The sequence below is a fragment of the Klebsiella sp. HMSC25G12 genome, assembly GCF_001807705.1.
In the GTDB taxonomy this organism is placed as follows: Bacteria; Pseudomonadota; Gammaproteobacteria; order Enterobacterales; family Enterobacteriaceae; genus Klebsiella; species Klebsiella variicola.
This window is the reverse complement of sequence record NZ_KV789911.1, coordinates 18,219-42,019: the sequence shown is the minus strand read 5'-3', so window position 1 is coordinate 42,019 and position 23,801 is coordinate 18,219. Positions and strand designations below refer to the sequence as shown.

At 60.1% G+C, this 23,801-nt stretch carries 24 protein-coding genes and 1 riboswitch; of the genes, 6 read left to right on the top strand and 18 right to left on the bottom strand.

Annotation, left to right across the window (positions count from 1 at the left end; all coding sequences use genetic code 11):
• Positions 1 to 40: 40 nt before the first annotated feature.
• From HMPREF3096_RS21910 to HMPREF3096_RS21890, 5 genes are read right to left on the bottom strand one after another with little or no spacing between them, the layout of a single operon-like run.
• Positions 41 to 676 carry an urea amidolyase associated protein UAAP2 gene (locus HMPREF3096_RS21910; RefSeq protein WP_008804848.1) on the bottom strand — a complete coding sequence of 212 codons (636 nt, stop codon included), beginning with the start codon at positions 674 to 676 and terminating at the stop codon, positions 41 to 43.
• Positions 677 to 686: 10 nt separating this feature from the next.
• A complete protein-coding gene (locus tag HMPREF3096_RS21905; protein WP_070544595.1) occupies positions 687 to 1,415 on the bottom strand; it encodes an urea amidolyase associated protein UAAP1 in 729 nt (242 codons plus the stop codon).
• Positions 1,416 to 1,419: 4 nt separating this feature from the next.
• Entirely contained in the window at positions 1,420 to 2,196 is a 777-nt protein-coding gene (locus HMPREF3096_RS21900) for an ABC transporter ATP-binding protein (protein ID WP_012541697.1), read from the bottom strand.
• Positions 2,193 to 3,008 carry an ABC transporter permease gene (locus tag HMPREF3096_RS21895; protein ID WP_008804845.1) on the bottom strand — a complete coding sequence of 272 codons (816 nt, stop codon included), beginning with the start codon at positions 3,006 to 3,008 and terminating at the stop codon, positions 2,193 to 2,195. The genes HMPREF3096_RS21900 and HMPREF3096_RS21895 overlap by 4 nt, the downstream gene beginning before the upstream one ends.
• Positions 3,009 to 3,032: 24 nt before the next feature.
• Positions 3,033 to 4,091 (bottom strand): putative urea ABC transporter substrate-binding protein, encoded by a 1,059-nt coding sequence (locus HMPREF3096_RS21890; RefSeq protein ID WP_044649752.1) that lies wholly within the window; start codon positions 4,089 to 4,091, stop codon positions 3,033 to 3,035.
• A gap of 56 nt (positions 4,092 to 4,147) precedes the next feature.
• Positions 4,148 to 4,246, bottom strand: a riboswitch (guanidine-I (ykkC/yxkD leader).
• A gap of 446 nt (positions 4,247 to 4,692) precedes the next feature.
• Between HMPREF3096_RS21890 and oxlT the strand changes: the two genes are divergently transcribed.
• Entirely contained in the window at positions 4,693 to 5,991 is a 1,299-nt protein-coding gene (gene oxlT / locus HMPREF3096_RS21885; protein WP_012968194.1) for an oxalate/formate MFS antiporter, read from the top strand.
• Positions 5,992 to 6,028: 37 nt separating this feature from the next.
• Here oxlT and HMPREF3096_RS21880 read toward each other — a convergent pair whose 3' ends face one another.
• Together HMPREF3096_RS21880 and HMPREF3096_RS21875 are read right to left on the bottom strand one after the other, a co-directional pair.
• Positions 6,029 to 6,607: a GNAT family N-acetyltransferase gene (locus tag HMPREF3096_RS21880; RefSeq protein ID WP_162542817.1), complete on the bottom strand. Its 579-nt coding sequence runs from the start codon at positions 6,605 to 6,607 to the stop codon at positions 6,029 to 6,031.
• Positions 6,608 to 6,676: 69 nt separating this feature from the next.
• The gene (locus HMPREF3096_RS21875) at positions 6,677 to 6,865 is read right to left on the bottom strand and encodes a hypothetical protein (RefSeq protein WP_004891873.1); all 189 of its coding nucleotides are present in this window, start codon (positions 6,863 to 6,865) and stop codon (positions 6,677 to 6,679) included.
• 338 nt (positions 6,866 to 7,203) lie between these two features.
• Between HMPREF3096_RS21875 and HMPREF3096_RS21870 the strand changes: the two genes are divergently transcribed.
• Positions 7,204 to 7,782, top strand: coding sequence for a TetR/AcrR family transcriptional regulator (locus HMPREF3096_RS21870; RefSeq protein ID WP_023322639.1), 579 nt, complete (start codon positions 7,204 to 7,206; stop codon positions 7,780 to 7,782).
• Here HMPREF3096_RS21870 and HMPREF3096_RS21865 read toward each other — a convergent pair.
• A complete protein-coding gene (locus HMPREF3096_RS21865) occupies positions 7,758 to 8,858 on the bottom strand; it encodes an iron-containing redox enzyme family protein (RefSeq protein ID WP_023297644.1) in 1,101 nt (366 codons plus the stop codon). The two genes, HMPREF3096_RS21870 and HMPREF3096_RS21865, sit on opposite strands and share 25 nt — an antisense overlap.
• A gap of 203 nt (positions 8,859 to 9,061) precedes the next feature.
• Here HMPREF3096_RS21865 and HMPREF3096_RS21860 point away from each other — a divergent pair, with 203 nt between their 5' ends.
• Positions 9,062 to 9,976, top strand: a complete 915-nt coding sequence (locus tag HMPREF3096_RS21860; RefSeq protein WP_070544594.1) for a DMT family transporter — start codon at positions 9,062 to 9,064, stop codon at positions 9,974 to 9,976.
• 40 nt (positions 9,977 to 10,016) lie between these two features.
• Here the strand turns inward: HMPREF3096_RS21860 and HMPREF3096_RS21855 are convergent, their stop codons facing one another.
• Positions 10,017 to 11,249 (bottom strand): MFS transporter, encoded by a 1,233-nt coding sequence (locus HMPREF3096_RS21855; RefSeq protein WP_070544593.1) that lies wholly within the window; start codon positions 11,247 to 11,249, stop codon positions 10,017 to 10,019.
• A 276-nt stretch (positions 11,250 to 11,525) separates the two neighbouring features.
• Between HMPREF3096_RS21855 and HMPREF3096_RS21850 the strand changes: the two genes are divergently transcribed.
• Positions 11,526 to 13,133, top strand: coding sequence for an FAD-NAD(P)-binding protein (locus HMPREF3096_RS21850; protein WP_070544592.1), 1,608 nt, complete (start codon positions 11,526 to 11,528; stop codon positions 13,131 to 13,133).
• Positions 13,134 to 13,240: 107 nt separating this feature from the next.
• Positions 13,241 to 14,341 (top strand): NADH:flavin oxidoreductase/NADH oxidase, encoded by a 1,101-nt coding sequence (locus tag HMPREF3096_RS21845; RefSeq protein ID WP_023322644.1) that lies wholly within the window; start codon positions 13,241 to 13,243, stop codon positions 14,339 to 14,341.
• 232 nt (positions 14,342 to 14,573) lie between these two features.
• On the opposite strand, the gene HMPREF3096_RS21840 is transcribed toward HMPREF3096_RS21845, so the two are convergent.
• Together HMPREF3096_RS21840 and HMPREF3096_RS21835 are read right to left on the bottom strand one after the other, a co-directional pair.
• On the bottom strand, positions 14,574 to 15,062 hold the full coding sequence (locus HMPREF3096_RS21840) for a hypothetical protein (protein WP_064166513.1): 489 nt from the start codon (positions 15,060 to 15,062) through the stop codon (positions 14,574 to 14,576).
• 87 nt (positions 15,063 to 15,149) lie between these two features.
• A complete protein-coding gene (locus HMPREF3096_RS21835) occupies positions 15,150 to 16,055 on the bottom strand; it encodes a LysR family transcriptional regulator (protein ID WP_162542831.1) in 906 nt (301 codons plus the stop codon).
• Between the two features lie 174 nt (positions 16,056 to 16,229).
• Between HMPREF3096_RS21835 and HMPREF3096_RS21830 the strand changes: the two genes are divergently transcribed.
• Positions 16,230 to 17,207 carry an NAD(P)H-dependent flavin oxidoreductase gene (locus HMPREF3096_RS21830; protein ID WP_004179941.1) on the top strand — a complete coding sequence of 326 codons (978 nt, stop codon included), beginning with the start codon at positions 16,230 to 16,232 and terminating at the stop codon, positions 17,205 to 17,207.
• 32 nt (positions 17,208 to 17,239) lie between these two features.
• Here HMPREF3096_RS21830 and hpxK read toward each other — a convergent pair whose 3' ends face one another.
• The 7 genes from hpxK to hpxU all read right to left on the bottom strand — a co-directional run bounded on the left by hpxK (position 17,240) and on the right by hpxU (position 23,641).
• Complete coding sequence (gene hpxK, locus HMPREF3096_RS21825; protein WP_063266861.1) at positions 17,240 to 18,499, bottom strand: allantoate amidohydrolase; 1,260 nt, start codon at positions 18,497 to 18,499, stop codon at positions 17,240 to 17,242.
• Complete coding sequence (locus HMPREF3096_RS21820; RefSeq protein ID WP_008804831.1) at positions 18,496 to 19,737, bottom strand: pyridoxal-phosphate-dependent aminotransferase family protein; 1,242 nt, start codon at positions 19,735 to 19,737, stop codon at positions 18,496 to 18,498. The genes hpxK and HMPREF3096_RS21820 overlap by 4 nt, the downstream gene beginning before the upstream one ends.
• A 15-nt stretch (positions 19,738 to 19,752) precedes the next feature.
• The gene (locus HMPREF3096_RS21815; protein ID WP_070544591.1) at positions 19,753 to 20,490 is read right to left on the bottom strand and encodes an amino acid ABC transporter ATP-binding protein; all 738 of its coding nucleotides are present in this window, start codon (positions 20,488 to 20,490) and stop codon (positions 19,753 to 19,755) included.
• Complete coding sequence (locus HMPREF3096_RS21810) at positions 20,471 to 21,127, bottom strand: amino acid ABC transporter permease (RefSeq protein ID WP_004179948.1); 657 nt, start codon at positions 21,125 to 21,127, stop codon at positions 20,471 to 20,473. Before HMPREF3096_RS21810 ends, HMPREF3096_RS21815 begins: the two co-directional genes overlap by 20 nt.
• Positions 21,127 to 21,792: an amino acid ABC transporter permease gene (locus tag HMPREF3096_RS21805; protein ID WP_004176117.1), complete on the bottom strand. Its 666-nt coding sequence runs from the start codon at positions 21,790 to 21,792 to the stop codon at positions 21,127 to 21,129. Before HMPREF3096_RS21805 ends, HMPREF3096_RS21810 begins: the two co-directional genes overlap by 1 nt.
• A 9-nt stretch (positions 21,793 to 21,801) precedes the next feature.
• Entirely contained in the window at positions 21,802 to 22,587 is a 786-nt protein-coding gene (locus HMPREF3096_RS21800; protein WP_004143665.1) for a transporter substrate-binding domain-containing protein, read from the bottom strand.
• Between the two features lie 214 nt (positions 22,588 to 22,801).
• A complete protein-coding gene (gene hpxU / locus HMPREF3096_RS21795) occupies positions 22,802 to 23,641 on the bottom strand; it encodes a MurR/RpiR family transcriptional regulator HpxU (protein WP_008804829.1) in 840 nt (279 codons plus the stop codon).
• Positions 23,642 to 23,801 lie beyond the last annotated feature (160 nt).

Genomic DNA, 23,801 nt, shown 5'->3' with positions numbered 1-23,801 from the left:
AACAGCCGAAAGGCCAGCAAACGCCAGCGCTGCCAGCGGGTCAGTTCCATACCAGCACCTCGGCGGGGGTCGGGTTCCAGCCATTGCAGGGATTGTTGAGCTGCGGACAGTTGGAGATCAGCACCATGGCGTTACACTCCGCGCGCAGTTCAACGTATTTTCCCGCCGCCGAGATGCCGTCCGCAAAGGTCAGACCGCCCTCCGGCGTCACCGGCACGTTCATAAAGAAGTTAATGTTGGCGCCGATATCGCGCTTATGCAGGCGGCCATCGTGCAGACAGGCGCAGAGAAAATTGTCCCGGCAGCTGTGCATATAGCGCTTGTCGAGGGCGTAGCGCACGGTGTTGCTCTCCTGGGCGCAAGCGCCGCCGAGGGTATCGTGCCGCCCGCAGGTATCGGCCACGATGGTCATCAGCGGATGGCCGAGGTTGGAATAGAGCACGCTGCCGGCGGTCAGGTAGGCGTTCCCCTGGCGACGCAGCGTGCGCTGCGCATCGTAGCGCTCGCGCGGGTTGTCGGCGTTGTAAAACAGGGTATCAATCGCCTGATTGCCTTCGAGATCAAGCAGGCGCAGGGTTTGCCCTTTTTTAACCTCAAACAGCCAGGGTTCCCCGGCCGGGATCACATGGCGATAGACGGCCTCTTCCGGGCGTCGGTTACTGGTGATAACGGTCATGAACGCCTCCTTACAGGGCAAAAAGTTGGGTATTACGGAACGCGCGCTGATTCTCATCGCGGGTCAGGAGCGCCTGGATGGCCGCGTCCTCATCGTCGGCCTGATACCAGCTCAACTGCACCGGACGGGGCGCATATTCTGTGGCCGGATCCTGGGGATGCGGCAGCGCGGTGAGCACCAGCAGGACGTCCATCGGGGCAAACAGCTCAACGTAATCCCCGGCGCGACTGTTGCCGGCAACAAACTGGAAACGGCCCTCGTCATCGACGGTGACTTTGCTGAAGAAGTTGACCACCATCAGCAGATCTTCCAGGCCGAGATCCCATTTACCCATCTCCACCAGCAGGTTATCGACGCCGTTGCGGTAGAAGCCATTGCGTAATTCCTGGTAGCGTCCGGCGCCATATTTGTCGTGTGTCTCTTCGGCGTTAAGGACCCCGCCGAACGGATCGTGCCAGCCGCAGCTGTCGGCGACGATCCCGGCCAGCACCCGGCCCATATCGGAGTAGAAACAGTGTCCGGCGGTCAGGCGCGCGGTATGCTGGCCCTTGAGGGTATCCGGCAGGTTCAGGCGCTCACTTTTCTCATGGGGGTTGAGCATCATCATGCTGACGTTCGCCCCGCCGTCGATATCAGTCAGGCGCAGGATCTGCCCTTTGCGCAAAATCAGCGAGGTGTGCGCCCCGCCGGGAAGCCGCTCTTCGCGCAGGCTGGGACTGGAGTGAAAAAGTACGGTCATCAATTTATCTCCTTAATGCGTAAACGTTGGTGTCACTACCGGTCGCCAGCTGCGCCATCCGCGCCTCATTGAGCGGGATATCGTAGGTAATGCGCGCTCCCCAGGCGTTAGGCGCCTGCGGATCGATGCGCACTTTGTCGAACACCAGCAGCCGGGTGCCCAGGTTGAAGCCTTCGGCCAGGTCGTGGGTGACCATAAACACCGTCATGCGCGTTTCGCTCCATAGCTGGAGCAGCAGCGCATGCATATCTTTGCGAATGCCAGGATCCAGCGCGCCGAAGGGCTCATCGAGCAGCAGCACCCGCGGCTGCATCACGAACGCCTGGGCGATGGCCAGCCGCTGTTGCATCCCCCCGGACAACTGCGCCGGATATTTATCCAGAGCGTGCCCCAGCCCCACTTTCTCCAGCATGTGCTGGGCCTGTTGCCGGGCCTCGCGTTTTCTGCCGCCAAACAGGCGCCCCAGCAACGGGGACGCCGGCAGCTCCAGGCCGATGGCGACGTTATCCAGCACGTTGAGATGCGGAAACACCGAATAGCGCTGGAAGACCACGCCGCGGCTGCGATCCGGCTCCGCCGCCAGCGGCTGGCCATCGAGCAGGATGTCGCCACGGGTCGGTTTTTCCTGACCGAGCAGCAGGCGTAAAAAGGTCGATTTACCACAACCGGACGCGCCGACCATCGAGCAAAACTCGCCCTCTTTCACCTGCAGATTGATGCGCTCCAGCACCACGTGGTCGCCGTACTCCTGCCAGATGTTTTTGATGTCGATAAAACTCATCCCCGGCCTCCTTCCGCCCACGGGAAACAGGCTTTGTGCAGCTGGCGCAGCGCCAGATCCATCAGCCATGCCAGCAAGGTGATCCAGATGACATAGGGAATAATCACGTCCATCGCCATATAGCGCCGCACCAGGAAAATGCGGTACCCCAGCCCGGCGGTAGCGGAGATGGCCTCGGCGGAGATCAAGAACAGCCATGCTGAGCCCAGCAGCAGGCGCAGAGAGGTGATCAGCCGCGACAGCAGCTGGGGAAGCACTACCCGCAGCACCAGGGTCCAGCTATTGGCGCCGAGGGTCTGCGCCTTAATAAACAGCTCCGCCGGGATCTCCTTCGCCCGCTGCTCCAGGTCGCGCGCCAGCATTGGCGTAATGCCGATGACGATCAGCATCACTTTCGACAGCTCATCGAGGCCGAAGACGATAAACAGCACCGGCAGGATCGCCAGCGGCGGGATCATTGACACCACCGTCATCAGCGGCGACAGCGCCGCGCGGTACATTGGGAAGACGCCGGCGGCGATGCCGATACCGAGGCCGATCAGCGACGAGACGGCCAGGCCCGTCAACAGACGGCTCAGGCTGATCAGCGTATCGGCCCACAGCAGATACTCACCGCTGCGTTTGTCCGGGGTGAACGCCATCCGGTCAATGGCTGCCACCATCTGCGACAGGCCTGGTAACAATTTGTCCTGCGGATTGGCTTCCAGCCGCACCGCTGAACCAATAAACCAGGCGGCGATCAGCACGACAAAAGGCAGCAGCATCAGCGTCAGGCGCATCCCCTTTTGGGGATAACGGTTAATGTGGCGCATGGCGTGGTCTCCCGGCGATAATCATTACAGCTGGCCCGCGGCGGCCAGCTTCAGGTAGCTGTCGTCAAAGCGCAGTTTGCGGTTGGCGGCATCGCCGAGTGTGACATTTCCCGGGAAGGTCATACCGATAAAGTCCGCGCTCTGCGCCCCTTCACCCAGCAGGCCTTTATCGAACGAGAACTGCGCCACTCGCTGCATCGTTTTCGCCAGTTCCGGCGAGGAGATAAACGCCAGGGTGTCGGCAGGCGTCCAGAACAGATGGGTTGTTTTCAGCTGTGCCTGGTAGCCGGCAAGATCGGTGCCGGAGTCGGCGGCCATGGCGCTCAACGCCTGGCTATCCCCGGCCTTCATTTTGGCCATCATTTCAAACCAGGCGCCGGTCAGGGCTTTGCCCAGCGCGGGGTTATCTTTCAGGGTCTGGGTATTCACCACCATCATGTCGATAAGCTCGCCCGGCACCTGCGAGGAGCTAAACACTTCGCTGGTTTGTGGGGTCTTTTTGATAACCGACAGCTGTGGATTCCAGGCCACCGCCGCCCGCACGCCGCTGGTGCCGAAGGCCGAGACGATATCGGCATCGGAGGTATTCACCACCTTGACGTCTTTTTCCTGCAGCCCGGCTTTTTCCAGGCCGCGCACCAGCAGATAGTGGGATACCGACAGCTCCGGGAGATACACCGACATCCCTTTCAGGTCGCTGAGCTTTTTATCCGCCCCTTTCAGGACCACCCCGTCGTTACCGTCGGAGTAGCTGCCGGTGATCAGCGCTGTGCTGTCGACACCGCCCGCCGCCGGGATCGTCAACGCGTCCATGTTGGTCATCGTGCAGCCGTCAAACTGCCCGGCGGTGTACTGGTTGATGGATTCGATGTAATCGTTGAGCTGGACGATATTGATCTTGATGCCGTATTTGCTGGCCCATTTATCAATGATCTTTTCGTTACTGATGGTTCCCCAGGGCATCCAGCCGGCGTAGATAGTCCAGCAGACGTTGAACTCTTTTTTGACGGCGGCAAACGACGGGACGCTGGTCAGCAGCGTCAGCGACAGGACAAGTGAGCGGAGGAGCGGCGATGTTTTCATGGTGGACCTCTGGTTAGCACGAGAAACGGAGCAGCGCGACACCCAACGGTGCTGCTGTCTCCCGGGCTTTTATCCCGCCGTGTAACCTCGCCGAGGTCGCCAGCTCTCGGACCAGACGTTCACCGCGGTGAACCGGAACCCTAGCCAGCTATTGTGTGATCTGAATTGTCTGTTGCGCTGCTTTCTGCCGATGTTCTTGCAAGCGCCATGCCAGGAGCCAGAGGCCGCTCACCGCCGCGTTTCGCCGCCAGCGGACGCATCGATTCCCAAAAATGGGGAGTGATGTTGGGGCATTGCATGGCTTTGGTGCAGGAAAACGCAGAGCGCATGCGCCGACATTCTGTGGATTTGCCACGAACATTTCCCACGCACCGCGATGACCCATTTGCACCGCCTCAGTGCCGCTCCTTCACCATGTCGCATCCCGTCAGTTACCACCTGATTACATTAACCTGCTGAATATAAATGATTATTTTATATGGCACGTTTAATGCTGTGCGCTTGTATACCGCGATGTGGACAAGATCGTATGCCGTATGGCCACAACACGTCGTCACTCTGCGGTCGCCACCTTCCCCTTTCCGTGAGGCATCCAGGGTGGATGCGTTTCACGGAAGCCTGCTTACTGAAAACGGAGAACAACATGACGACACTCAGCGAACCGTTGGTTACCCCGAAATATGGCAAATGGCGCCAGCTGGTGCTGGGCTTGATCTGTATGGCCGCCATTTCCAGTCCGCAATATGTCTGGACGCTGCTGACAAAACCTCTGGCCGCCAAGCTTGGCGTGGGTTTGCCAGAGTTGCAGGTCACCTTCTCCCTGCTGATCATCCTGCAGACCTTCTTTTCCCCTTTTCAGGGGCGGTTAGTGGAAAAGTTTGGCCCACGGCGGCTGATCGCTATTGGCACGGTGATGGCGGGAATGAGCTGGGTGCTTTCCGCGCAGGTGAATGGCCTGGCAACGCTCTGGCTGGTTTATGGCTGCATGGGCGGCCTCGGGACCGGGATCGTCTACATCGGCGTTGTCGGCCTGATGGTCAAATGGTTCCCACAGCAGCGGGGATTTGCCGCCGGCGCGGTGGCGGCGGGCTACGGGATGGGGGCCATCATAACCACCTTCCCCATCTCCCTGTCGCTGACCACTAACGGCCTTGAACACACGATGACGACTTTCGGGATCCTTTTCGCCCTCGTCGGCTTCCTCGCCAGTCAGGGGCTGAAGCTGCCGCCGCCCGCTGTCTCCCAGCCCGTCAGTCAGACGGTGGCGCAGAGCAGCAGATCGTTTACTTCCCGGGAAATGCTGCGCCAGCCGCTGTTCTGGCTGATGTTCGCCATGATGGCGATGATGTCGACTTCCGGGCTGATGGTCACTTCGCAGATGGCGGTGTTCGCCGAGGATTTCGGCATTAGCCAGGCGGTGGTGTTTGGCATGGCGGCGCTGCCGCTGGCGTTAACGATAGACCGCTTTACCAACGGCTTAACCCGGCCGCTGTTTGGCTTTATTTCCGACCGCTTCGGCCGCGAGCAAACCATGTTTATCGCCTTTGCGCTGGAAGGCGTGGCGATGATGCTCTGGCTGGCGTGCCGGGAAGATCCGCTGCTGTTTGTCCTGCTCTCCGGGGTGGTGTTCTTTGGCTGGGGGGAGATCTTCTCTCTCTTCCCGTCGACACTCACCGATACGTTCGGCAGCGAGCATGCCGCCACCAACTATGGCTGGCTGTATATTTCTCAGGGCATCGGGTCAATTTTTGGCGGTCCGCTGGCGGCACTGCTCTATCAGTACACCCACGGCTGGCATGTGGTCTTCAGCTGCGCTATTGGTCTTGATTTTGTCACCGCCGCCCTCGCGCTGTGGGTGCTAAAACCGTGGCGCGCGCGCTTTATCCGCCAGCACAGCTAACTGCAGCGCTGACAGAAGTGACGGCTCGCCCGTCACTTCACGGATATTCGCTGCGCAGCAGCGCGTACAGGTACTCATCGCCCCACTCGCCTTTAAAAAAGATATTCTGCCGGTAATGCGCCTCGCGACGAAAGCCCAGCCCTTCCAGGAGTTTGATCGCGCCGGAATTGCGGGTATCTACCACGGCTATCAGCCGATGATGGGCTAACTGTTCAAAGAGTAAGGCCATCACCGCCTGAATGGCTTCTCTGGCATAACCCTGGTGCTGATATGCCGGGGAAAAGGTCATCCCCAGCTCGGCCTGTCTGCCCTGATCGAAAAAATGGATCCCCACATCTCCCGCCAGCGCACCGTTGGCCTGGATCTCTACGGCAAGCTGGAACCAGCTCTCATCCTCAGCAAAGGCCAGCGAACGCTGTTGTTCATAGAAGGCTCTCGCCTCTGTCATACCATATTGGGTCCAGCTCTGAAAACGGGCCACCTCCGGCAGATTGCGATAATGGCTGAAAGACGGCAGATCTTCCGTTCTGAACCGGCGCAGCAGCAGCCGGGGCGTGGTCAGGGGTAACATCATCTCTTCTCTTCTTCTTAATGAGACAGGCAATCGCGGGGCCATCTTAACCTGCTAGCCTCAACCCAGCCATCGCACTTCCTTGTCAATTTAATATAAAGTTAAATTTCGATATTAAAATTTCACAAACCGATAAAACATTACAATAACAAATACGAAAAACAGGGGAACAAGCCAGAGAGGCGTCTTTGGAAAAAAGAGCCCTTGCGCCACGGCGAAGAGGATGGTCAATACAGCTGGGCCATAATATGAAATTAACGACCTGAATATTCTTCGCAGCAATCTTTTAATAAAATTCATCATAGTTATCGGATCATCCTGGTAATGATGTCTGTAATACCCTCATTCGATGCCTGTCCTGCTGTAACCGTCTCAGACTTCAGAAATAATGGATATCAGAAAGTACATCATTCACAGCTTATGTGTATAAAGGTCCGAATAATACGCCGGTTCGGAAACATTAGGACATGACTTGTGCAAGTCTACGCAATCTTGTTTTTATTGAGGAAACCGACGCCGCTTAAACCGCGGCTGATTTACTTTTTGCCCGTCTGGCGGCAAGATCCGGCATAATGCACCGCTGTCGCAGGACGGCCGTGTCACCGGCAGTCGTGACAGCGAACCATTCGACAGGAAAACGCATGAAGCCAAAACAAGCGGACATTCTCCGCCACGCCAGCGCGCTGTTTAATCGCGAAGGATATCAGTCGCCCAGCATCGAGCGGATTGCTGAACATGCCGGCATCTCCAAAATGACCTTCTACCGCTATTACGCCGATAAAGAGGCGCTCATTCTGGCTATCCTCAAGCAGAAAGAGAGCGAATTTATGCAGGATTTGGCGCAGATCACGGCGGATAAAGCCACCGCGCGGGAAAAGCTGTTTGCCGTGTTCGACTACTACCATCGCTGGTTTACCTGCGACACGTTCCACGGCTGCATGTTTACCCGCGCGCTGTTTGAATATGGCGCGTCATCGCCGGCGATCCGGGAGCAGTGCTCCCGATTCAAGTCGCTTCTCTGGCAGTTCTTCCGCGATATCCTCCTGCAGGTGTTAAAACCGGAACCTGCCGAGCGGGTCGCCATGATGATGGTGATGCTCATCGATGGCGCTATCGCCGCTCAGCAGGCCGAGTCCGCCGAATGCCGGGAGATCCCACCGGGGATCACCGCCTGGAGCGCAGCCAAAGCGCTTATTTACTCAGAAGGCGGTACGCTGTGAGATAATGCGCTGCCGTCCAGCGACTGCAGGGCCGCCAGCAGGCAATCATAGTAATCGTTGCAGGTTTGCAGGCGCAGCGCGGCGCCAAAGTAGACCTCCTCCATCGCCGCCGGATGTTTTTTGCCAATCGGCACAATCACATTGTTCAGCCAGCCGTCCGCATGACCGATATCGACGGTGATATGTTCGGCATAGTAATGCACGTCGCGATCGGAAAGCCCAATCCGCCGGCAGCCCGCCACCAGTTTTTCATACTGCGGTGGGTCGAGCAGCTCGGTCATCGCCATGACCCCCAGCGATTTGTAATAATGCTGACGGTTTACGCCGCCCAGCATAAAGGCGTTATACCCGGCCAGACCCTGCCAGTCGTACAAATGGGCAAAATGATTGTCCGGCAACGCGATATTCCGCCGCTTCAGTAAATCCTTATACAGATTGACGTGGGTGATCTCAGTGCTGCCCTGACCTATCTCATCCCACAGATTTTGCGCAATCTCGGCGCGGGTTTCCGGCAGCGAACCCACCAACCCCATCGCCACAAGATCGAAGAACAGCAGATTCAGCGCGCTGTCGCTTTTGAAGAAATAGTCGATCTGCGCCGCGGAGGCCTCGCTGGCAAGGAAATCGAACAGCGGATGATGAGACGCCGGGTGCTGCTGGCATAAGGCGCGCAGTTCGTCGACGATATTGCCGGCGTTAAGCACCGGTCTCTGGCGGTGGAAACGTTTGCTTTCCGCCCGCAGCCACTCAGACTCAATGTAGTTTCTGATCCCGGAGAGTAGCGGATGAAACTGATTGGCTGCCGCTGGCGAGAGCGGGTCGGCAAGCCAGGACTGATAGAGGATGAACAGCGCATGATGAGCGCGCTTTTTGGCCTGTGGATCGTCAGCGGAGAAGGCGCGGATGCAGGTATTCTCAGCCAGATGCCAGGCTCTGTCGGCCACCAGCGGGTTGGCCGTCAGCTTCAGCGACAGCGCGTTGCTGTGCAGAAGCTGGTCAATTAACTCATCCAGTGCCAGCCTGGCCATCACCGCGGTCTGGTCACTACCAATGACCCCATTTTCTGTGTTACGCATGGATTTGTCCCTGTTAAATGCATGGCAAATATACGGTATAGTACCGTTCGCAACGCGGCAACGAAAATTTAGGAATAACAAATATCATATTGTAAAATAAATACTTTTAATAAATAACAGAAAAGACCACTATAAAAATATTGATATTATAAAATTATTAAAGTTACCATCTAGTACAGTGATAAGCGACGCAAGGAATCAGCATGCCCTATCTGTTACTGACGCTGGCCGCCCTGTTCTGGGGGGGAAATTACGTGGTCGGTCACGTGCTGGTCCAGGGCGTGGATCCGATCCTGATGACCGAAGCGCGATGGGCGTTGACGGCGCTGCTGCTGGGCCTGCTCTACCGCCGGCAGATCGCCGCCAGCCGCCACCTGCTGCGGGAAAATGCGCCGGCGGTGCTGGTGCTAACGCTCTGTGGCCAGGTCAGCTTCCCGCTCACGCTCTATATTGGCCTGCAAACCACCTCCGCCCTCAACGCCGCCATCTATATGTCCGCCACGCCAAGCATGGTGCTGCTGATTAACCGGCTGATTTTTCGTGACCCGGTTTCGGCCCGCAACTGGCTGGGGGTCATCTTCAGCACCCTTGGCGTGATGATCCTGTTATTCCAGGGAAACCCACTGCATGCCACCTCGCTGCATCGCTTTTCCGTCGGCGATCTGTGGGCCATGGGGTCGGCGCTGAGCTGGGCGCTCTACTGCTCGCTATTACGTCTGAAGGACCGCCGGATCCCGGCGAATGGCTTTGTCGCCGTCAGCTCGCTGCTCAGCGCCCTGATCCTGCTGCCCATCGTCATCTTCTGGCTGATGCGCCACCCGGCGCAGGACTGGGCCGCCTGGCGCGAGCCGTTTTTCCTCAGCGGCCTGGCGTATCTGGTGATTTTCCCGTCGTGGCTGGCCTATCTGTTCTGGAACAAAGGTATCGCCGCGATTGGCGCCACCCGGGGAGAAATTTACACCCATATCATCCCGCTCTCCGGCGGAGTGTTGAGCATCCTCTTCCTGCATACCCAGCCGCATGCCTGGCATCTGTTCAGCGCCCTGTTTATCATGGTGGGGATTGGGATCTGCTCGCTGGAGAAACGCCAGGCGGCGGCAATTCGTCTGCGCGGCTAACGTACGCTGCCGGGCGCCTGACGACGCCCGGTAGCAGAAGTTAACGGCTGGTGGAGAGCGGCTGGCGATGTCCCGCTCCTGCGGGCTGGATCACCCGTCCCTCGCGACCAAAGAAGGTCAGGACGGTAATGACAATCGCCACCATACCGGCCACCAGGGCCATCGCCAGACCGTAGTTATGTCCATGATGCTGGGCGATTGACGCCTGGAGAGTGGCATTCACCGAAGCCAGCAGATTACCCAGCTGATAGACGCAGCCAGGCAGCACCGCCCGGGTGTTGGCCGGGACCAGTTCATTGAGCCAGGTGGGGATCACTCCCCAGGCCCCCTGCACCATAAACTGCATCAGAAACGCCCCCGCCCCCAGCGCCAGCGAGCCGCTGGCGAAAGCCCACAGTGGAATGACCGGCAGCGCCAGCAGGGCGGCGATCATAATCGCTTTGCGTCGGCCAATCTTCTCCGACAGCGAACCGAAGAACACGCCACCCATAATCGAGGCGATGTTGTAGCAGACCGCGATGATGCTGACCGTTTTAGGCTCGAAGCCGTGCTGGACTTTCAAAAAGACCGGGTAGAGATCCTGCGTCCCGTGGGAGAAAAAGTTGAATGCCGCCATCAGCACCACCAGGTACAGGCACAGCTTCCAGTGACTACGCAGTACCGGCAGCAGCGCCGTGCTCGCTTTACTTTGCCGGGCCGCCAGCCAAACCGGGGACTCCTCGACGCAGAAATAGATAAACGGCAGCAGCAGCACCGGCGCGGCGCCAATCACAAACATCCCGCGCCAGCCGAGTTGTTCAAACAGCAGGCCGTAGGCGACGGCCGCCAGCAAATAGCCGAAGGGATATCCCGCCTGGAACAGGCCGGACATCAGGCCACGCGAGCGGTCGGGGATCGTCTCCATCGCCAGCGACGAGGCCACGCCCCAGATCCCGCCCATCGCCACGCCATACAGCACCCGCAGCAGAAAAAACAGCAGCAACGACGGCGCGGCGGCGGAGAGCAGCTCAAAGGCGGAGAAGAAGACGATATTCAGCATCAGAATGGGTTTGCGGCCATACTTTTCCGCCGCCCTGCCGAAAATCAGCGCGCCTATCGGCCGCACGGCCAGGGTAAGCAGAATCGCCAGGGTGACCTCTTCAAGGTCGACGTGAAACGAGTGGGCGATATCGCTCAGTAAAAAGACCAACAGAAAGAAATCGAAAGCATCGAGCGTCCAGCTTAAAAAACTGGCAATCGCCGCGTTGCGCTGTCGTGAAGTCCAGCCATGCATCTTGTCATCCCTATCCCGACGGCGTTGCCGGGAGCTTGCGCGGCGTCCGGCAGAGCAAGCTGGTGTCACCGCTTATGTAAATTGTTTGTATAGAAAGTTGCTCTTTTGTTAATTACACCCTTTTTCCGGCCGTCGGCAAGTTTATTAGCCTGCTAATTTGTTTCAAATTGCGTGTAACGGCCCACCGGATCGGCAATTTTCGACCAGAATTAAGGACAGGCTGGCGACAGTGAACCGCTGTCCATGCCGCATCCGCCCACAGGAAGGGAGAGAATCATGAAGAGAGTTGCCATCGTCGGCGTGGGGCCGACGGGGATTTACACGTTCTATGAACTGGTGAAGCGTGGCGAGCCGCTGGCGATCACCCTGTTTGAAAAAGAGGCGCAGGCCGGGGTGGGTATGCCCTACAGTGACGATAATACGGCGGCGCAAATGCTGGCTAACATCGCCAGCATTGAGATCCCCCCTATCGACCTGACCTATCTGCAATGGCTGCAGCAGCACAGCGACGCCTGGCTGGCGGCGCGCGGCCTCGAGCGGCACACGCTGCATGAGCGCCAGTTCCTGCCGCGAGTGATCCTCGGCGAGTACTATCGCGACCGTTTTCTGTATCTCACAGAGCGGGCCCGGGACGCCGGCTTCATCGTTAGCGTTTGTGAATCCTGTGAAGTGACGGATATTGCCGTCCAGCCCGCCGGGATCGCCATCCACACTGATAGCGCGGCAGAACCGGTTATCGTCGACCTGGTGGCGATTGCCACCGGCCATCTGTGGCCTGAGGAAGAGCGCGCCAGTCGACAGTATTTCCCCAGCCCGTGGACCGGACTGATGGACGTCCGGATCGCGCCCTGTCGGGTCGGGATCCTCGGGACCTCTTTAAGCGCCATTGATGCCGCCATCGCCGTGGTGGCCCAGCATGGTGTTTTCCATACTGAGAACGACAAAACGACCCATTTTACCCTCCATCCTGGCAGCGAGGCGCTGGAGATCACCCTGCTGTCGCGCAATGGGGTGCTCCCGGAAGCCGATTTTTACTGTCCGATCCCATGGGAGCCGCTGGAGATCGCCACCCCTGCCGCCCTTGAGGCTGCCGTCGCGCAGGGCAGTGACGGGCTACTGGATCGGGTATTCGAGCTGGTCGTGCAGGAGCTGGAATATGCCGCCCCGGCCTGGTGCGAGGCGACGGGGCTGCGCCAGCTAACGCCTGACAGCATCGCCGAGGCCTGGTTTGCCGACCGTCTCACCCATGACCCGTTCCAGTGGGCGCAACGCAATCTGCAGGAGGTGGAGCGCAATAAACGCGAACACCACACGGTGCCCTGGCGCTATGCCATTCTCCGCCTGCACGAGGCGATTGAAAGCGTGGTGCCGGAACTCAACGACGAGGACAGCCGCCGCTTCCGGCGCGGGCTCGCCCGGGTGTTTATCGATAACTATGCCGCCATCCCGCCGGAATCCATTCGCCGGCTGCTGGCCCTGCACCAGGCCGGTATTCTGCGTATTGTGGCGCTCGGCGAGGATTATGACCTGCAGCGCGAGTCTCACCGAACGCTGATTGTCCATCATCAGCAGCGCTGTGAATTCGATGTGTTTATCGATGCCCGCGGGCAACAAGCATTGAAAACCCGGGACCTGCCCTTCCCATCGCTGCGCCAGCAGCTGCTGGCCTGCGGCGACGACATTCCGGACGTCGGCGATGACTACACGCTGCAGGCGCCCGAGACGCTGCGCGGCCGGGTCGCTTTCGGCGCCCTTCCCTGGCTGATGCACGATCGTCCCTTTGTGCAGGGGCTGACGGCCAGCGCCGAGATTGGCAGCGCGATGGCCCGTGCCGTGTCGCAGCAGGCAACGGGCCGCCGGCGCCGCCTGTGGTTTATCGAATAGCGGGCTGCTTAAACGCAATATCCGAATAAAGAAGGGTAAACAGGCGTGCTATAAACAGTGACTGTTCGCCCCCATGCAAGACCCTGTCTAACTTTTACGAGGTACTCATGAGCCATCTTTTTAGCGCGACGCGTATTGGTCAGCTGGCGCTGGATAACCGCATCGTTATTGCCCCCATGTGCCAGTACTCTGCCGACGAGGGTAAAGCCACCTCCTGGCACCGGATCCATCTTGGTCAGCTGGCTTTCTCCGGCGCTGGCCTGTTAATTCTGGAAGCCACGGCGGTAGAGCCAGCGGGACGTATCTCGCCGGGGGATCTGGGTTTGTGGGATGATGAAACCGAAAACGCGCTGCGCGCGGTGGTAGAGGATATTCGGGCCTGGTCGCCGATCCGCCTGGGGATCCAGCTGGGGCACGCCGGACGCAAAGCCTCCTGCGCGGCCCCGTGGCAGGGTGGTCATCAGCTGGCCCTTAATGAGGGTGGCTGGCAAACCGTTGCCCCCTCCGCCGTGGCGTTTCACGATGGCGACCGCGCCCCCGCCGAGCTGAGCCTTGCCGATATGGCGCGCATCAAAGCGGCGTTTGTCGCCAGCGCGTTGCGCGCCCAGCGTCTGGGCTTTGAGCTGATTGAACTGCACGCCGCCCACGGCTATCTGCTGCACCAGTTTCTCTCGCCGCTCAGCAATCAGCGCCGAGATGAGTACGGCGGTTCTCTGGAAAACCGTCTGCGCTATCCGCTGGAAGTGTTTAACGCGATCCGCGAGGCGGTGGGCAACACCATGGCGGTGGGCGTCAGGCTGTCGGCTACCGACTGGGTCGATGGCGGCTGGGACTGCGAGCAGTCCATTCAGTTTAGCCAGCAGCTGGAAGCGCTGGGCAGCGACTATATTCACGTCTCCAGCGGCGGCTTGTCGCCGCAGCAGTCGATCACCGTCGGACCGGGTTATCAGTTGCCATTCGCCCACGACATTCGCCAGCAGGTTGCCATCCCGGTGATTGGCGTGGGGCTGATCACCGATCCGCAGCAGGCGGAAGCGGCGCTGGAGGATGGCGATGCCGACCTGATCGCCCTCGCCCGCGCGGTACTCTACGATCCGCACTGGCCGTGGCACGCCGCCGCCAGCCTCGGCGCCCAGGTTCGCGTCCCTTCGCAGTACCTGCGCTCCGAGCCACACGGCCTGAAAGGCACCCTGCTGCCAAACCGTTGAACCCGCAGCGCGCATAAAAAAGGGGTATCGTAAGATACCCCTGAGCAGGATGTTATTGCGGTCCACGTGCCGGGCGACGACGACGCCTTGCCCGGCCTACACAAGGGTGATGCCCGGTCATTGCGCAGCCAACCCACCCCCTGCGTAGGCCCGCGCAAGCGCAGCGCCGCCGGGCAATCTATCAGGCTCCGCTCCCTATATTTCCTGGCGCGGGTGAGGCAAACAGCGCAGGTTACTGCTGGGCGGGCGGTGGCGTGGTGTGCTGTTTGTCCGCCGCGATACTGTCCTGGATGGCCTTGGTTTTGCTCGCCGCCTCCGCCGAGAGCTGATTGGCGTCGCCGATGGCATTGTCTTTGATTTGACCCGCCTCTTTGACTATGCGGTCACTTTCCTGCTTTGCGTTCTGCTTCACGGCATCGGCCTGGGCTTTCGCCTGCTGGGCGATGGCATCCGCTTTCTTGTCCGCCTCCGCCTTGATGGCGCTGGCCTGATCCTTCAGGCGGTCGGCCTCGGCGTCGGCCTGGCTTTTCAGCGTATCGATTTGCTTATCCGCATCCTGTTTAATCGCCTGCGCTTTGTCCGCCGCGGCATCCTTCATCTGCTCCGCATTATCTTTGGCCTTATCCAGTTTGTTATCCACTTTCGACGCATCGTCGCAGCCAAACAGTGTCAGACACAGGGCGGAAGCAAGTAGTGTTTTATTCCAGAGTTTCATCAGCATTCCCTTACAGGTTAAGTCGTTATCCAGCTTTGTGATTCATTGCTTAATAGCATTCACATTTTATATATAATCGCTCAGTCGGCAGAGTCAAGCCGACACCGATCGATCCAGCGTCGCTACCAGCCCCTGCAACCAGTCGGCAAAGACCCGCACCTTATGCGACAGATGCCGGTGCGGATAGAGCAGCGACAACGGTCGACGCGGCGCCGGAAAGTCCGGCAAAATTTCCACCAGTTGCCCGCTGTCGATATAAGGTTGCAAAAAGAATCGCATCCCCTGCAGCATCCCCAGCCCCGCCAGCCCGGCGGCAGTAAATACTTCAGAGTTGTCCAGCACCAGTTTACCGGGGATGGCGATCTGCCTGATGCCCTCCGGGGTCTGGAATCGCCAGGGCATAATCTGCCGGCTGCTGCTGTTCACCCAGTTCACCGCCAGATGCGACTGCAGGTCCTCCAGCGTCGCGGGCACCCCATAGCGCGCCAGATAGCCCGGACTGGCGCAGGTGGTTAACGCCACCTCCCCCAGCGAACGCGCCACATAGTCGCCATCCTCAAGATCCCCCACCCGCAGCAGGCAATCCAGACCATCGCGCAGCATATCCCGGCGTACGTCGGAGCTGCTGAGGACAATCTCCACCTCCGGATGGGCCTGATAAAAATCCGGCAGATGCGGGATCACCAGCAGCCGGGCAAAGGCGATCGGCATATCAACGCGCAGCTGACCGCGGATCGGCCGGTCCGGCGCGAACGACTCCAGCAGATCGTCGGCCTGGGAGAGCAACGGTTTGCTGCGACGATAAAACTCTTCCCCCTCCGGCGTAAGATACAGACGCCGGGTGGTGCGCTGCAGCAGCCGGACCCCGCTCTCCTGCTCCAGCTGCTGCAGCGCTTTGGTCACCGCCGGTCGGTGGATCTGCAAATTTTCAGCCGCCTGGGCAAAGCTGCCGGCATCGACGATTTCAATAAAAATTTTAATATTTTCAAACAGATTCATTTGCATGATGGCCCGCCTCCCACCTCTTCATCGGCTCACATTATTACTAATTTAATAATAGTGATGAAAGTTTTTGCTCATTTTTTAAAACAATAAAGGCGCCTACACTGCCCTCATTGCCGCATCGCTGGGGCGAACAAATTTATAACTTATTAACATACAAGGAAAAATATCATGCAACCTAACCGCGTCGCCCGTATTCTGGGTATTGAAAAACCGGTGGTCCAGGGGCCGCTCTCCTGGCTAACCGATGCTCGTCTGGTGGCGGCCGTCGGCAACGCCGGTGGGCTTGGCGTGCTGGGCCCGAACGCCGGACTGACGGCGGCAACCGCCGTCTCCACCCCGGAGGCCACCGCCGAGAAAATGCGCGAAGAGATCCGCAAAACCAAACAGCTGACGGAGAAACCCTTTGGCGTCAACCTGATCCCGACGGCGGAAAATGACATCTGGACGCCGGCGATCCTGCCGGTGATCAAAGAGGAAGGGGTTAAGGTGGTGGTCTACACCGGCTACGGCGACGGTTCGTTAAAACCGGCGCTGTTCGACGAACTGAAAGCCGCCGGGATCACCATTATCTATCGTGACATCAACCCGACGCCGGAGAACAGCCGCCGCGCGGAGCAGGCCGGAGCGGATATTATTGTCGCCACCGGCTTTGACGAAGGCGGCACGCTGCCGGGGACCGCCCTCGGGACCTTCACCATCGTCCCGCTGATCGTTGACGCGGTACAGCGGGTTCCGGTGATGGCCGCCGGAGGGATCACCGACGCCCGGGGCGCGCGCGCCGTTCATGCCCTGGGGGCGGAGGGCGTCTTCGCCGGTTCGGTATTTATCAGCACCATCGAAAGCCGGGTTCCCGACTCGGTGAAAGCGAAAATTGTGGCCGCCAACGGTCTGGATCTGCGCCTGTTCCGTACTCTGCCGGACTACTACCGCGCGCTGCCCGGCAAACTGAGCGACACACTGGTGGCCATGGACCGGGCCGGCGCCTCCAGGACCGAGCTGGCCCAGGCGATGGGTGGTCTGCGCGGGATGCGGCTGGGCATGCTGGAGGGGAATACCGATGAGGGATATATCTCGGTGGGCGCGGGGATCGGCAACATCCATGCCATCACCTCCGTCGCCGAGGTGGTCAACCAGCTGGCGGTGTAAAGCCGCCAGCCGGGGCACGGTGACCGGCGCGATCAGGCGTCGGCCACCTTCTCTACCGCCCGGGAGAAAGCGTCGATAGCCAGCCCGACGTCGGCGGCGGTGACCGACTCCGCCGGGTGATGGCTGACGCCCCCCAGGCAACGCACAAACAGCATCGCCGATGGCCAGCGCTCGGCGATGGCGATAGCATCATGCCCTGCGCCGCTCGGCAGCGTCAGCGAACGCCCCTGCACCGCCGCTACCGCCTCGCCCAGCACCGCCTGCAGGTGACTGTCGCAGGCGGTGGCGGCGATGCGATAATACTCCTCGGCGGCGAAACGCAGCTGGCGACGCCCGGCAATGGCCTGCGCCTCGCCCAGCAGCTCATCCAGCAGCGCCGTCAGCGGCGCATCCTGCGGGCCGCGAATATCCAGCGTCAACTGCACCTCGCCCGGTATCACGTTCACCGCGCCCGGCGCACAGCGCAGGGTGCCGACCGTCGCCACCAGGTTACCGCCGCGCTGCCGGGTCAGGTTTTCCACCTGCACCATCCATTCCGCCGCCGCGGCGAGGGCGTCCTTGCGGTGGAGCATCGGCACCGTGCCGGCATGGCCAGCTTCGCCGGTAAAGCGGCAGTTCAGCCGTCTGGCGCCGTTAATCGCCTCCACCACGCCGAGCGCCAGCCCCGCCTGCTCCAGGCACGGCCCCTGCTCGATATGCAGTTCCAGATAGGCGGCGATATCCCGCGGATGACGGGCCGCGTGGCCGATCCGCGCCGGATCGAGTCCGGCATTCACCAGCGCCTGGGCGACGCTCACGCCGTCGGTATCGCACTGTGACAGCCAGCTTTCAGGCCAGGTGCCGGTGACGCCGCGGCTGCCGAGCAGGGTAATACCAAAGCGGGTGCCCTCTTCATCGCCAAAGCCGACGATCTCGATTGCCTTTGCCAGCCGTCGCCCCTGCTGGTGCAGACGCTGGACCACCTCAATCGCCGCCAGCACGCCGAGCATGCCGTCGTAGCGCCCGGCGTTGCGCACGGTGTCAAGATGAGAGCCCAGCAGCACCGCCGGCGCCCCCTCCTGTTGTCCTTCATAGCGTCCGCAGATGTTGCCGACGCTGTCCTGCCACACCATCATGCCGGCAGCCTGCATCCACTGGCCCACCAACTGGTTGGCCTGCAGATGCTCGGGCGACAGATAGACCCGGGTCAGGGCATCGGCGGTTTCGCTAAGGGTGGCCAGCCGATCGGCACGCGCCATCACCCGGCTGGCAGCCGCTTCTCTCTCCGCCTGCTGGCGGGCGGTATCACTCATAGGGTGGCCTCGGTGCGGTAGTGATCCCAGGCCGCCTGCATCGCCGCGCCCTGAGTGGTGGTGAACTTGAGGTAGTTCAGGACCGCTTCCAGCGCGCTGAGCGTCTGCATCACGCAGTCTTTACGCGCGTTATAGCCCATGGTGCCAATGCGCCAGACTTTACCGTGCAGCGGACCAAACGAGGTGCCAATTTCAATGCCGAAATCTTCCAGCATCAGTTTGCGTACCTGATCGCCGTTGACCCCGTTGGGGATCACCACCCCCAGCACGTTATTCATTTTGTGCCGCAGGTCGCCAAAGGTCTCGAGCCCCATCGCCTGGATGCCCTTCAGCAGCGCATCGCCGTGCAGTTTGTGGCGGGCGATGCCGTTGTCGAGTCCCTCCTGGAGGATCAGGCGCGCGCACTCCCGGGCGGCGAACAGCGCCGAGGTCGCTTCGGTATGGTGGTTAAGGCGCTCCGGCCCCCAGTAATCCATCACCATGCCGAGATCGAAATAGTTGGAGTAGATCATCTCGTCGACGCCGTCGTGATGCGCATCGGTGCGGATCCCCTGCTCAATGCAGCGGCGGCGGCGGATGACCTCTTCCATCCGCGGGCTGAGGGTGATGGGCGAGGTGCCGGAAGGACCGCCCAGGCACTTCTGCATCCCGGCGGACACGGCGTCCAGCTGCCAGGCGTCGGTTTCCAGCGGGTTACCGCCGAGCGACGCGGTGGCGTCGGTATAGAACAGCACTTCGTGACGACGGCAAATCTCCCCCAGCTCCGCCAGCGGCTGCAGCATGGTGGTGGAAGTATCGCCCTGCACGGTGAGCAGCAGGCGCGGGCGCACGCGCTTGATCGCGTCCTCAACCTGATCCGGCGTAAAGACCTCGCCCCACGGCACCTCGATGGTGTGCACCTCTGCCCGGCAACGACGCGCGATCTCGCACAGCAGATGTCCAAACCGGCCGAACACCGGCACCAACACTTTGTCACCCGGACGGATCGCCGACACCAGAATCGCTTCGATCCCGGCGCGCGAGGTGCCGTCGACCAGCATCGTCCAGCGATTTTCGGTGCGAAACACACCGCGGTAGAGCGCCATGACTTCATTCATGTAGTGGGTCATCGCCGGATCGTACTGGCCAACCAGCTGGCTCGACATGGCGCGCAGCACGCGCGGGTCGGCATTGATCGGCCCCGGCCCCATCAGCAGGCGCTGCGGCGGGTTAATTTGCGAAAACTGAGTGATATCCATCTGCCATTCCTTACGTTAGTTAAGACCGCGCACCGAGGAGATAAACTGTTTCAGTTCGCTGGTCTGCGGGCTGGCGAACAGCGTTTTGCTGTCGCCCTGCTCCCAGACGCGTCCCTGATGCATAAACACCACGCGGTCGCCCACTTCGCGGGCAAAGTTCATTTCATGGGTGACGAGGATCAGCGTCATACCTTCCGCCGCCAGTTGCTCCAGCACCTTCAGCACTTCACCCACCAGTTCCGGGTCGAGTGCCGAGGTGATTTCGTCACAGAGTAAAACTTTCGGCGACATGGCCAGCGCCCGGGCAATGGCCACGCGCTGCTGCTGGCCGCCGGAGAGATTGGCCGGATAGTAATCCAGACGGTCGCCAAGACCGACCTTCTCCAGCATCCGCTGCGCCAGCTCCAGGCATTCGGCCTGGGACTTCTTCAGTACCCGCCGCGGAGCCAGCATGACGTTCTCCAGCGCCGTCATGTGCGGGAACAGGTTAAAGTTCTGGAACACCATGCCGATGGAGCGGCTGATCTCCCGGGCCTGTGAATCGCGGTCGGTGATGGTCATGCCCCCGAGCTTGATACTGCCCTCCTGGTAGCCCTCCAGACCATTGATACAGCGCAGCAGGGTGCTTTTACCCGAGCCGCTGCGGCCGATGATCGAGATCACTTCCCCCATGTCGATATCCAGATCGACGCCCTTCAACACATGGTTGTCGCCGTAGTACTTCTGCATCTGATTAATGGTGATGAGAGGCATTGAATTTGTTCTCCAGATAGCGGCTGTAGCGGGACAGCGGATAGCACAGAATGAAATAGCCCAGCGCCACCAGGGCAAACACTTTAAACGGCTGATAAGTGACGTTGGTCAGCATCGTCCCGGCCTTGGTCAGCTCCACAAAGCCGATAATCGATGCCAGCGCCGTGCCTTTGATCACCTGTACGGCAAAGCCCACCGTCGGCGCGATGGCAATGCGCAGCGCCTGCGGCGCCACCACCCGGTACAAGGTCTGGCCGAAGCTCAGCCCGAGACACCGCGAGGCTTCCCACTGGCCTTTGGGCAGCGCGCGAATGCTGCCGAACCAGATATCCAGCAAAAAGGCGCTGGTGTAGAGCGTCAGAGCGACCGAGGCGGCGGTCCACGCCGAGACGTCGATGCCGAACAGCGCCACGCCAAAGAATGCCAGAAACAGCTGCATCAGCAGCGGCGTGCCCTGAAACAGCTCGATGTAGCCGCGGATCAACCGTTTCACCTGGCGTCCGCCGGTGAGGCGCAGCAGCAGTAACGGTAAGGTGACCAGCGCCCCGCCGGTGAACGCGACCAGCGACAGCAGCACCGTCCAGCGACCGGCCAGCAGCAGGTTGCGGATAATGTCCCAGTCAGTAAAAGTGGTCATCAGGCCTGTACCCCCAGCCATTTACGCCCCGCCGCCATCAGCAGCTGGCGCATCGCTATCGATAACGCTAAGTAGATCCCGGTGGTCACCAGATAGACCTCAAAGCTCAAAAATGTCCGCGACTGGATCAGGTTGGCGGCGAAGGTCAGCTCCTCATAGGAGACCTGCGACACCACTGACGAGCCGAGCATCACGATGATGCACTGGCTGACCAGCGCCGGGTAAATCCGCTGCAGCGCCGGGGGCAATACGACGCGAACGAAGGTTTGCGTCCTGCTAAGCCCGAGCACGCGACCGGCTTCCCACTGGCCCTTCGGCGTCACCTGAATACCGGCGCGGACGATCTCGGTGCTATAGGCGCCGAGGTTAACCACCATCGCCAGCAGCGCCGCTTCACCGGCGGTCATCTTCAGTCCAAGGTTCGGTAAACCAAAGACGATAAAAAAGAGTTGCACCACAAACGGCGTGTTGCGGATGATTTCCACATATCCGCCCCATACCCGGCTGAGCATTCCCGGGCGCCCGCTGCGGATCGCCGCCCCGAGGATGCCGATCGCCAGCCCGCCGATCGTCGCCAGCACCGTCAACTGCACCGTCACCCACAGGCCGGCCAGCAGCTCCGGCCAGTGCGGCCAGAGCTCAGAGAAATGAAGTTGCTCCGTCATCCCCAGACCTTACGCGCCGAGGCTGGCAGGCAGTGGCGCTTTCAGCCACTTCTCAGACAGACCGTTGAGGGTGCCGTCCTTAATGCCCTGCTCGATAAGGGTATCCACTTTCGCCTTCAGCGCCGGTTCGTTCTTTTTCAGACCGATAAAGCACGGCGAGTCCTTCAGCATAAAGCTCGGGACCGGCGCTTTGTCGGCGTTCTGCCGGGAGATGGCCGCCACCACCAGATTGCCGGTCGCGACATACTGCACCTGACCGGACAGGTAAGCCGACAGCGTAGTGTTATTATCCTCGTAGCGCTTAATCTGCGCTGCCTGCGGCGCCACGCTGGTCAGTACCATATCTTCCACTGCCCCGCGGGTCACCCCGATGCTTTTACCGCTCAGCGCGGCCGCGTCCTTCAGTTCCGCCCCTTTCGGGCCAAACACGCCGAGGAAGAACGGCGCGTAGGCGCGGCTGAAGTCGATCACCTTCTCGCGCTCGGCGTTCTTGCCGAGGCTGGAGATCACCAGGTCCACCTTATCGGTCTGCAGATACGGCACGCGGTTGGCGCTGGTCACCGGGACCAGCTGCAGCTTGAGCTTCATCGATTTCGCCAGATAGCGCGCCATATCGATGTCATACCCCTGCGGCTGCAGGTCGGTGCCCACCGAGCCGAACGGCGGAAAATCCTGAGGCACGGCAATACGAATGACGCCGCGTTTTTCAATATCCTGGAGCTGGTCAGCCTGCGCGGCAGAAACAGACGAAAGGAGACAAGCGGCCCCGGCCAGTGCGATCAACAGTTTCTTCATGATGTTTACCCGTTACGTTAGCATGAAACAAAAGATTCTTTTAATCTGTTTTTGCAACTAATGTGCCAGATACAGACGAGGCGAGAGTTGGCGAGGAATTAAAACAAAAAGTGAGAAAGGACAAGCGTTAACGGGAAAGTGTTCAGCGAGCGGCGGCGCCATCACGTGATTTTTCTTGCACCATAATAATGCACAGCACCACGCTGGCGCCCCATTAGCGTTGTTCCAGCTCGTCCAGTTGCTGATAAAGCGTGGCGATATCGTGGATGCGCGGACGACCGCTGTCGAGCGTTTCATGGAGAAAGGCATTGGCCAGCAGATTAATCAGGCTGTTGACCGAGGCATAGCTGTCGTAGGCGGAGACGCTGTCCAGCGGCGCGCAGAGCTGCCAGCGGGAGAGCGGAAACAGGCTGTGGGCCTGCGGCTCGCACATTAACAGGACCGGCACCCCGTCGCGCTGCAGCTGCTGCAGCAGCGGGCGTACTATTCGCGGCCGGCGGCGAAACGCCATCATTACCACCAGATCATCGGCGGTCAGATCGACCAGCTCTTCGCTGAGACTCTGGCCCGGCTGGGGCAGCACCAGCACCTGGCCGCGGGCCTGCAGCAGCTGCTGGCGCAGATGCAGCGCCGCCGGATAGGCGTTACGCATGCCCACCACCACAATGCGGCGCGCGGCCACCATCGCCGTCAGCGCCTCGGCGAACTGGCGGGCGTCGAGGGCGTTGACCCACTGGGTGAGATTCGCCATCTCCTGCTTATAATGGCGCGCCAGCAGCGTGTTACCCTGCACCGCGTCGCGCTGGTCGGTGAGCGGCATCCCGCTCTGGCGCAGGGTGCGCAGTTCATCGCGCATATCCTTATATTTGTCATAACCGAGGCGCTTGAACAGCCGGCTGACGGTGGCTTTCGACACGCCGCTCAGCTGCGCCAGCTCGGCGCTGTTGTAGCTTATCAGGTCATCAAAGTGGTCAAAGATGAAATCCGCCACCCGCTGCTCCTGCGGCGACAGCGAGGCGTATTGCCCTTTCAGTCGTTCATCGAGTTGTTGCATAGCGCCCCTGTAACTTTCGTTTCATCATCCATCCCTCATCATACTGTATCTGCTATGCCTTACACATAGCGTGCCAGTGGGAAAATTCTGGTCATTGTTTTTATCAATGAAACGAAACGTTCAGAGATGGAACAGCTTTTGCAGTGTTCTGCGGGTGATT

Bases quoted from the DNA above. Each gene is read 5' to 3' on its own strand.
- HMPREF3096_RS21845 (WP_023322644.1), top strand. From the start codon at position 13,241: ATGAGCCATCTTTTTAGCGCGACGCGTATTGGTCAGCTGGCGCTGGAT.
- hpxU (WP_008804829.1), bottom strand. From the start codon at position 23,641: ATGCAACAACTCGATGAACGACTGAAAGGGCAATACGCCTCGCTGTCG.
- HMPREF3096_RS21815 (WP_070544591.1), bottom strand. From the start codon at position 20,490: ATGCCTCTCATCACCATTAATCAGATGCAGAAGTACTACGGCGACAAC.
- HMPREF3096_RS21850 (WP_070544592.1), top strand. From the start codon at position 11,526: ATGAAGAGAGTTGCCATCGTCGGCGTGGGGCCGACGGGGATTTACACG.
- HMPREF3096_RS21860 (WP_070544594.1), top strand. From the start codon at position 9,062: ATGCCCTATCTGTTACTGACGCTGGCCGCCCTGTTCTGGGGGGGAAAT.
- hpxK (WP_063266861.1), bottom strand. From the start codon at position 18,499: ATGAGTGATACCGCCCGCCAGCAGGCGGAGAGAGAAGCGGCTGCCAGC.
- HMPREF3096_RS21870 (WP_023322639.1), top strand. From the start codon at position 7,204: ATGAAGCCAAAACAAGCGGACATTCTCCGCCACGCCAGCGCGCTGTTT.
- HMPREF3096_RS21865 (WP_023297644.1), bottom strand. From the start codon at position 8,858: ATGCGTAACACAGAAAATGGGGTCATTGGTAGTGACCAGACCGCGGTG.
- HMPREF3096_RS21805 (WP_004176117.1), bottom strand. From the start codon at position 21,792: ATGACGGAGCAACTTCATTTCTCTGAGCTCTGGCCGCACTGGCCGGAG.
- HMPREF3096_RS21810 (WP_004179948.1), bottom strand. From the start codon at position 21,127: ATGACCACTTTTACTGACTGGGACATTATCCGCAACCTGCTGCTGGCC.
- HMPREF3096_RS21880 (WP_162542817.1), bottom strand. From the start codon at position 6,607: ATGGCCCCGCGATTGCCTGTCTCATTAAGAAGAAGAGAAGAGATGATG.
- HMPREF3096_RS21840 (WP_064166513.1), bottom strand. From the start codon at position 15,062: ATGCTGATGAAACTCTGGAATAAAACACTACTTGCTTCCGCCCTGTGT.
- HMPREF3096_RS21835 (WP_162542831.1), bottom strand. From the start codon at position 16,055: ATGAATCTGTTTGAAAATATTAAAATTTTTATTGAAATCGTCGATGCC.
- HMPREF3096_RS21830 (WP_004179941.1), top strand. From the start codon at position 16,230: ATGCAACCTAACCGCGTCGCCCGTATTCTGGGTATTGAAAAACCGGTG.
- HMPREF3096_RS21855 (WP_070544593.1), bottom strand. From the start codon at position 11,249: ATGCATGGCTGGACTTCACGACAGCGCAACGCGGCGATTGCCAGTTTT.
- HMPREF3096_RS21890 (WP_044649752.1), bottom strand. From the start codon at position 4,091: ATGAAAACATCGCCGCTCCTCCGCTCACTTGTCCTGTCGCTGACGCTG.
- HMPREF3096_RS21895 (WP_008804845.1), bottom strand. From the start codon at position 3,008: ATGCGCCACATTAACCGTTATCCCCAAAAGGGGATGCGCCTGACGCTG.
- HMPREF3096_RS21875 (WP_004891873.1), bottom strand. From the start codon at position 6,865: ATGATGAATTTTATTAAAAGATTGCTGCGAAGAATATTCAGGTCGTTA.
- HMPREF3096_RS21900 (WP_012541697.1), bottom strand. From the start codon at position 2,196: ATGAGTTTTATCGACATCAAAAACATCTGGCAGGAGTACGGCGACCAC.
- HMPREF3096_RS21905 (WP_070544595.1), bottom strand. From the start codon at position 1,415: ATGACCGTACTTTTTCACTCCAGTCCCAGCCTGCGCGAAGAGCGGCTT.
- HMPREF3096_RS21800 (WP_004143665.1), bottom strand. From the start codon at position 22,587: ATGAAGAAACTGTTGATCGCACTGGCCGGGGCCGCTTGTCTCCTTTCG.
- HMPREF3096_RS21910 (WP_008804848.1), bottom strand. From the start codon at position 676: ATGACCGTTATCACCAGTAACCGACGCCCGGAAGAGGCCGTCTATCGC.
- oxlT (WP_012968194.1), top strand. From the start codon at position 4,693: ATGCGTTTCACGGAAGCCTGCTTACTGAAAACGGAGAACAACATGACG.
- HMPREF3096_RS21820 (WP_008804831.1), bottom strand. From the start codon at position 19,737: ATGGATATCACTCAGTTTTCGCAAATTAACCCGCCGCAGCGCCTGCTG.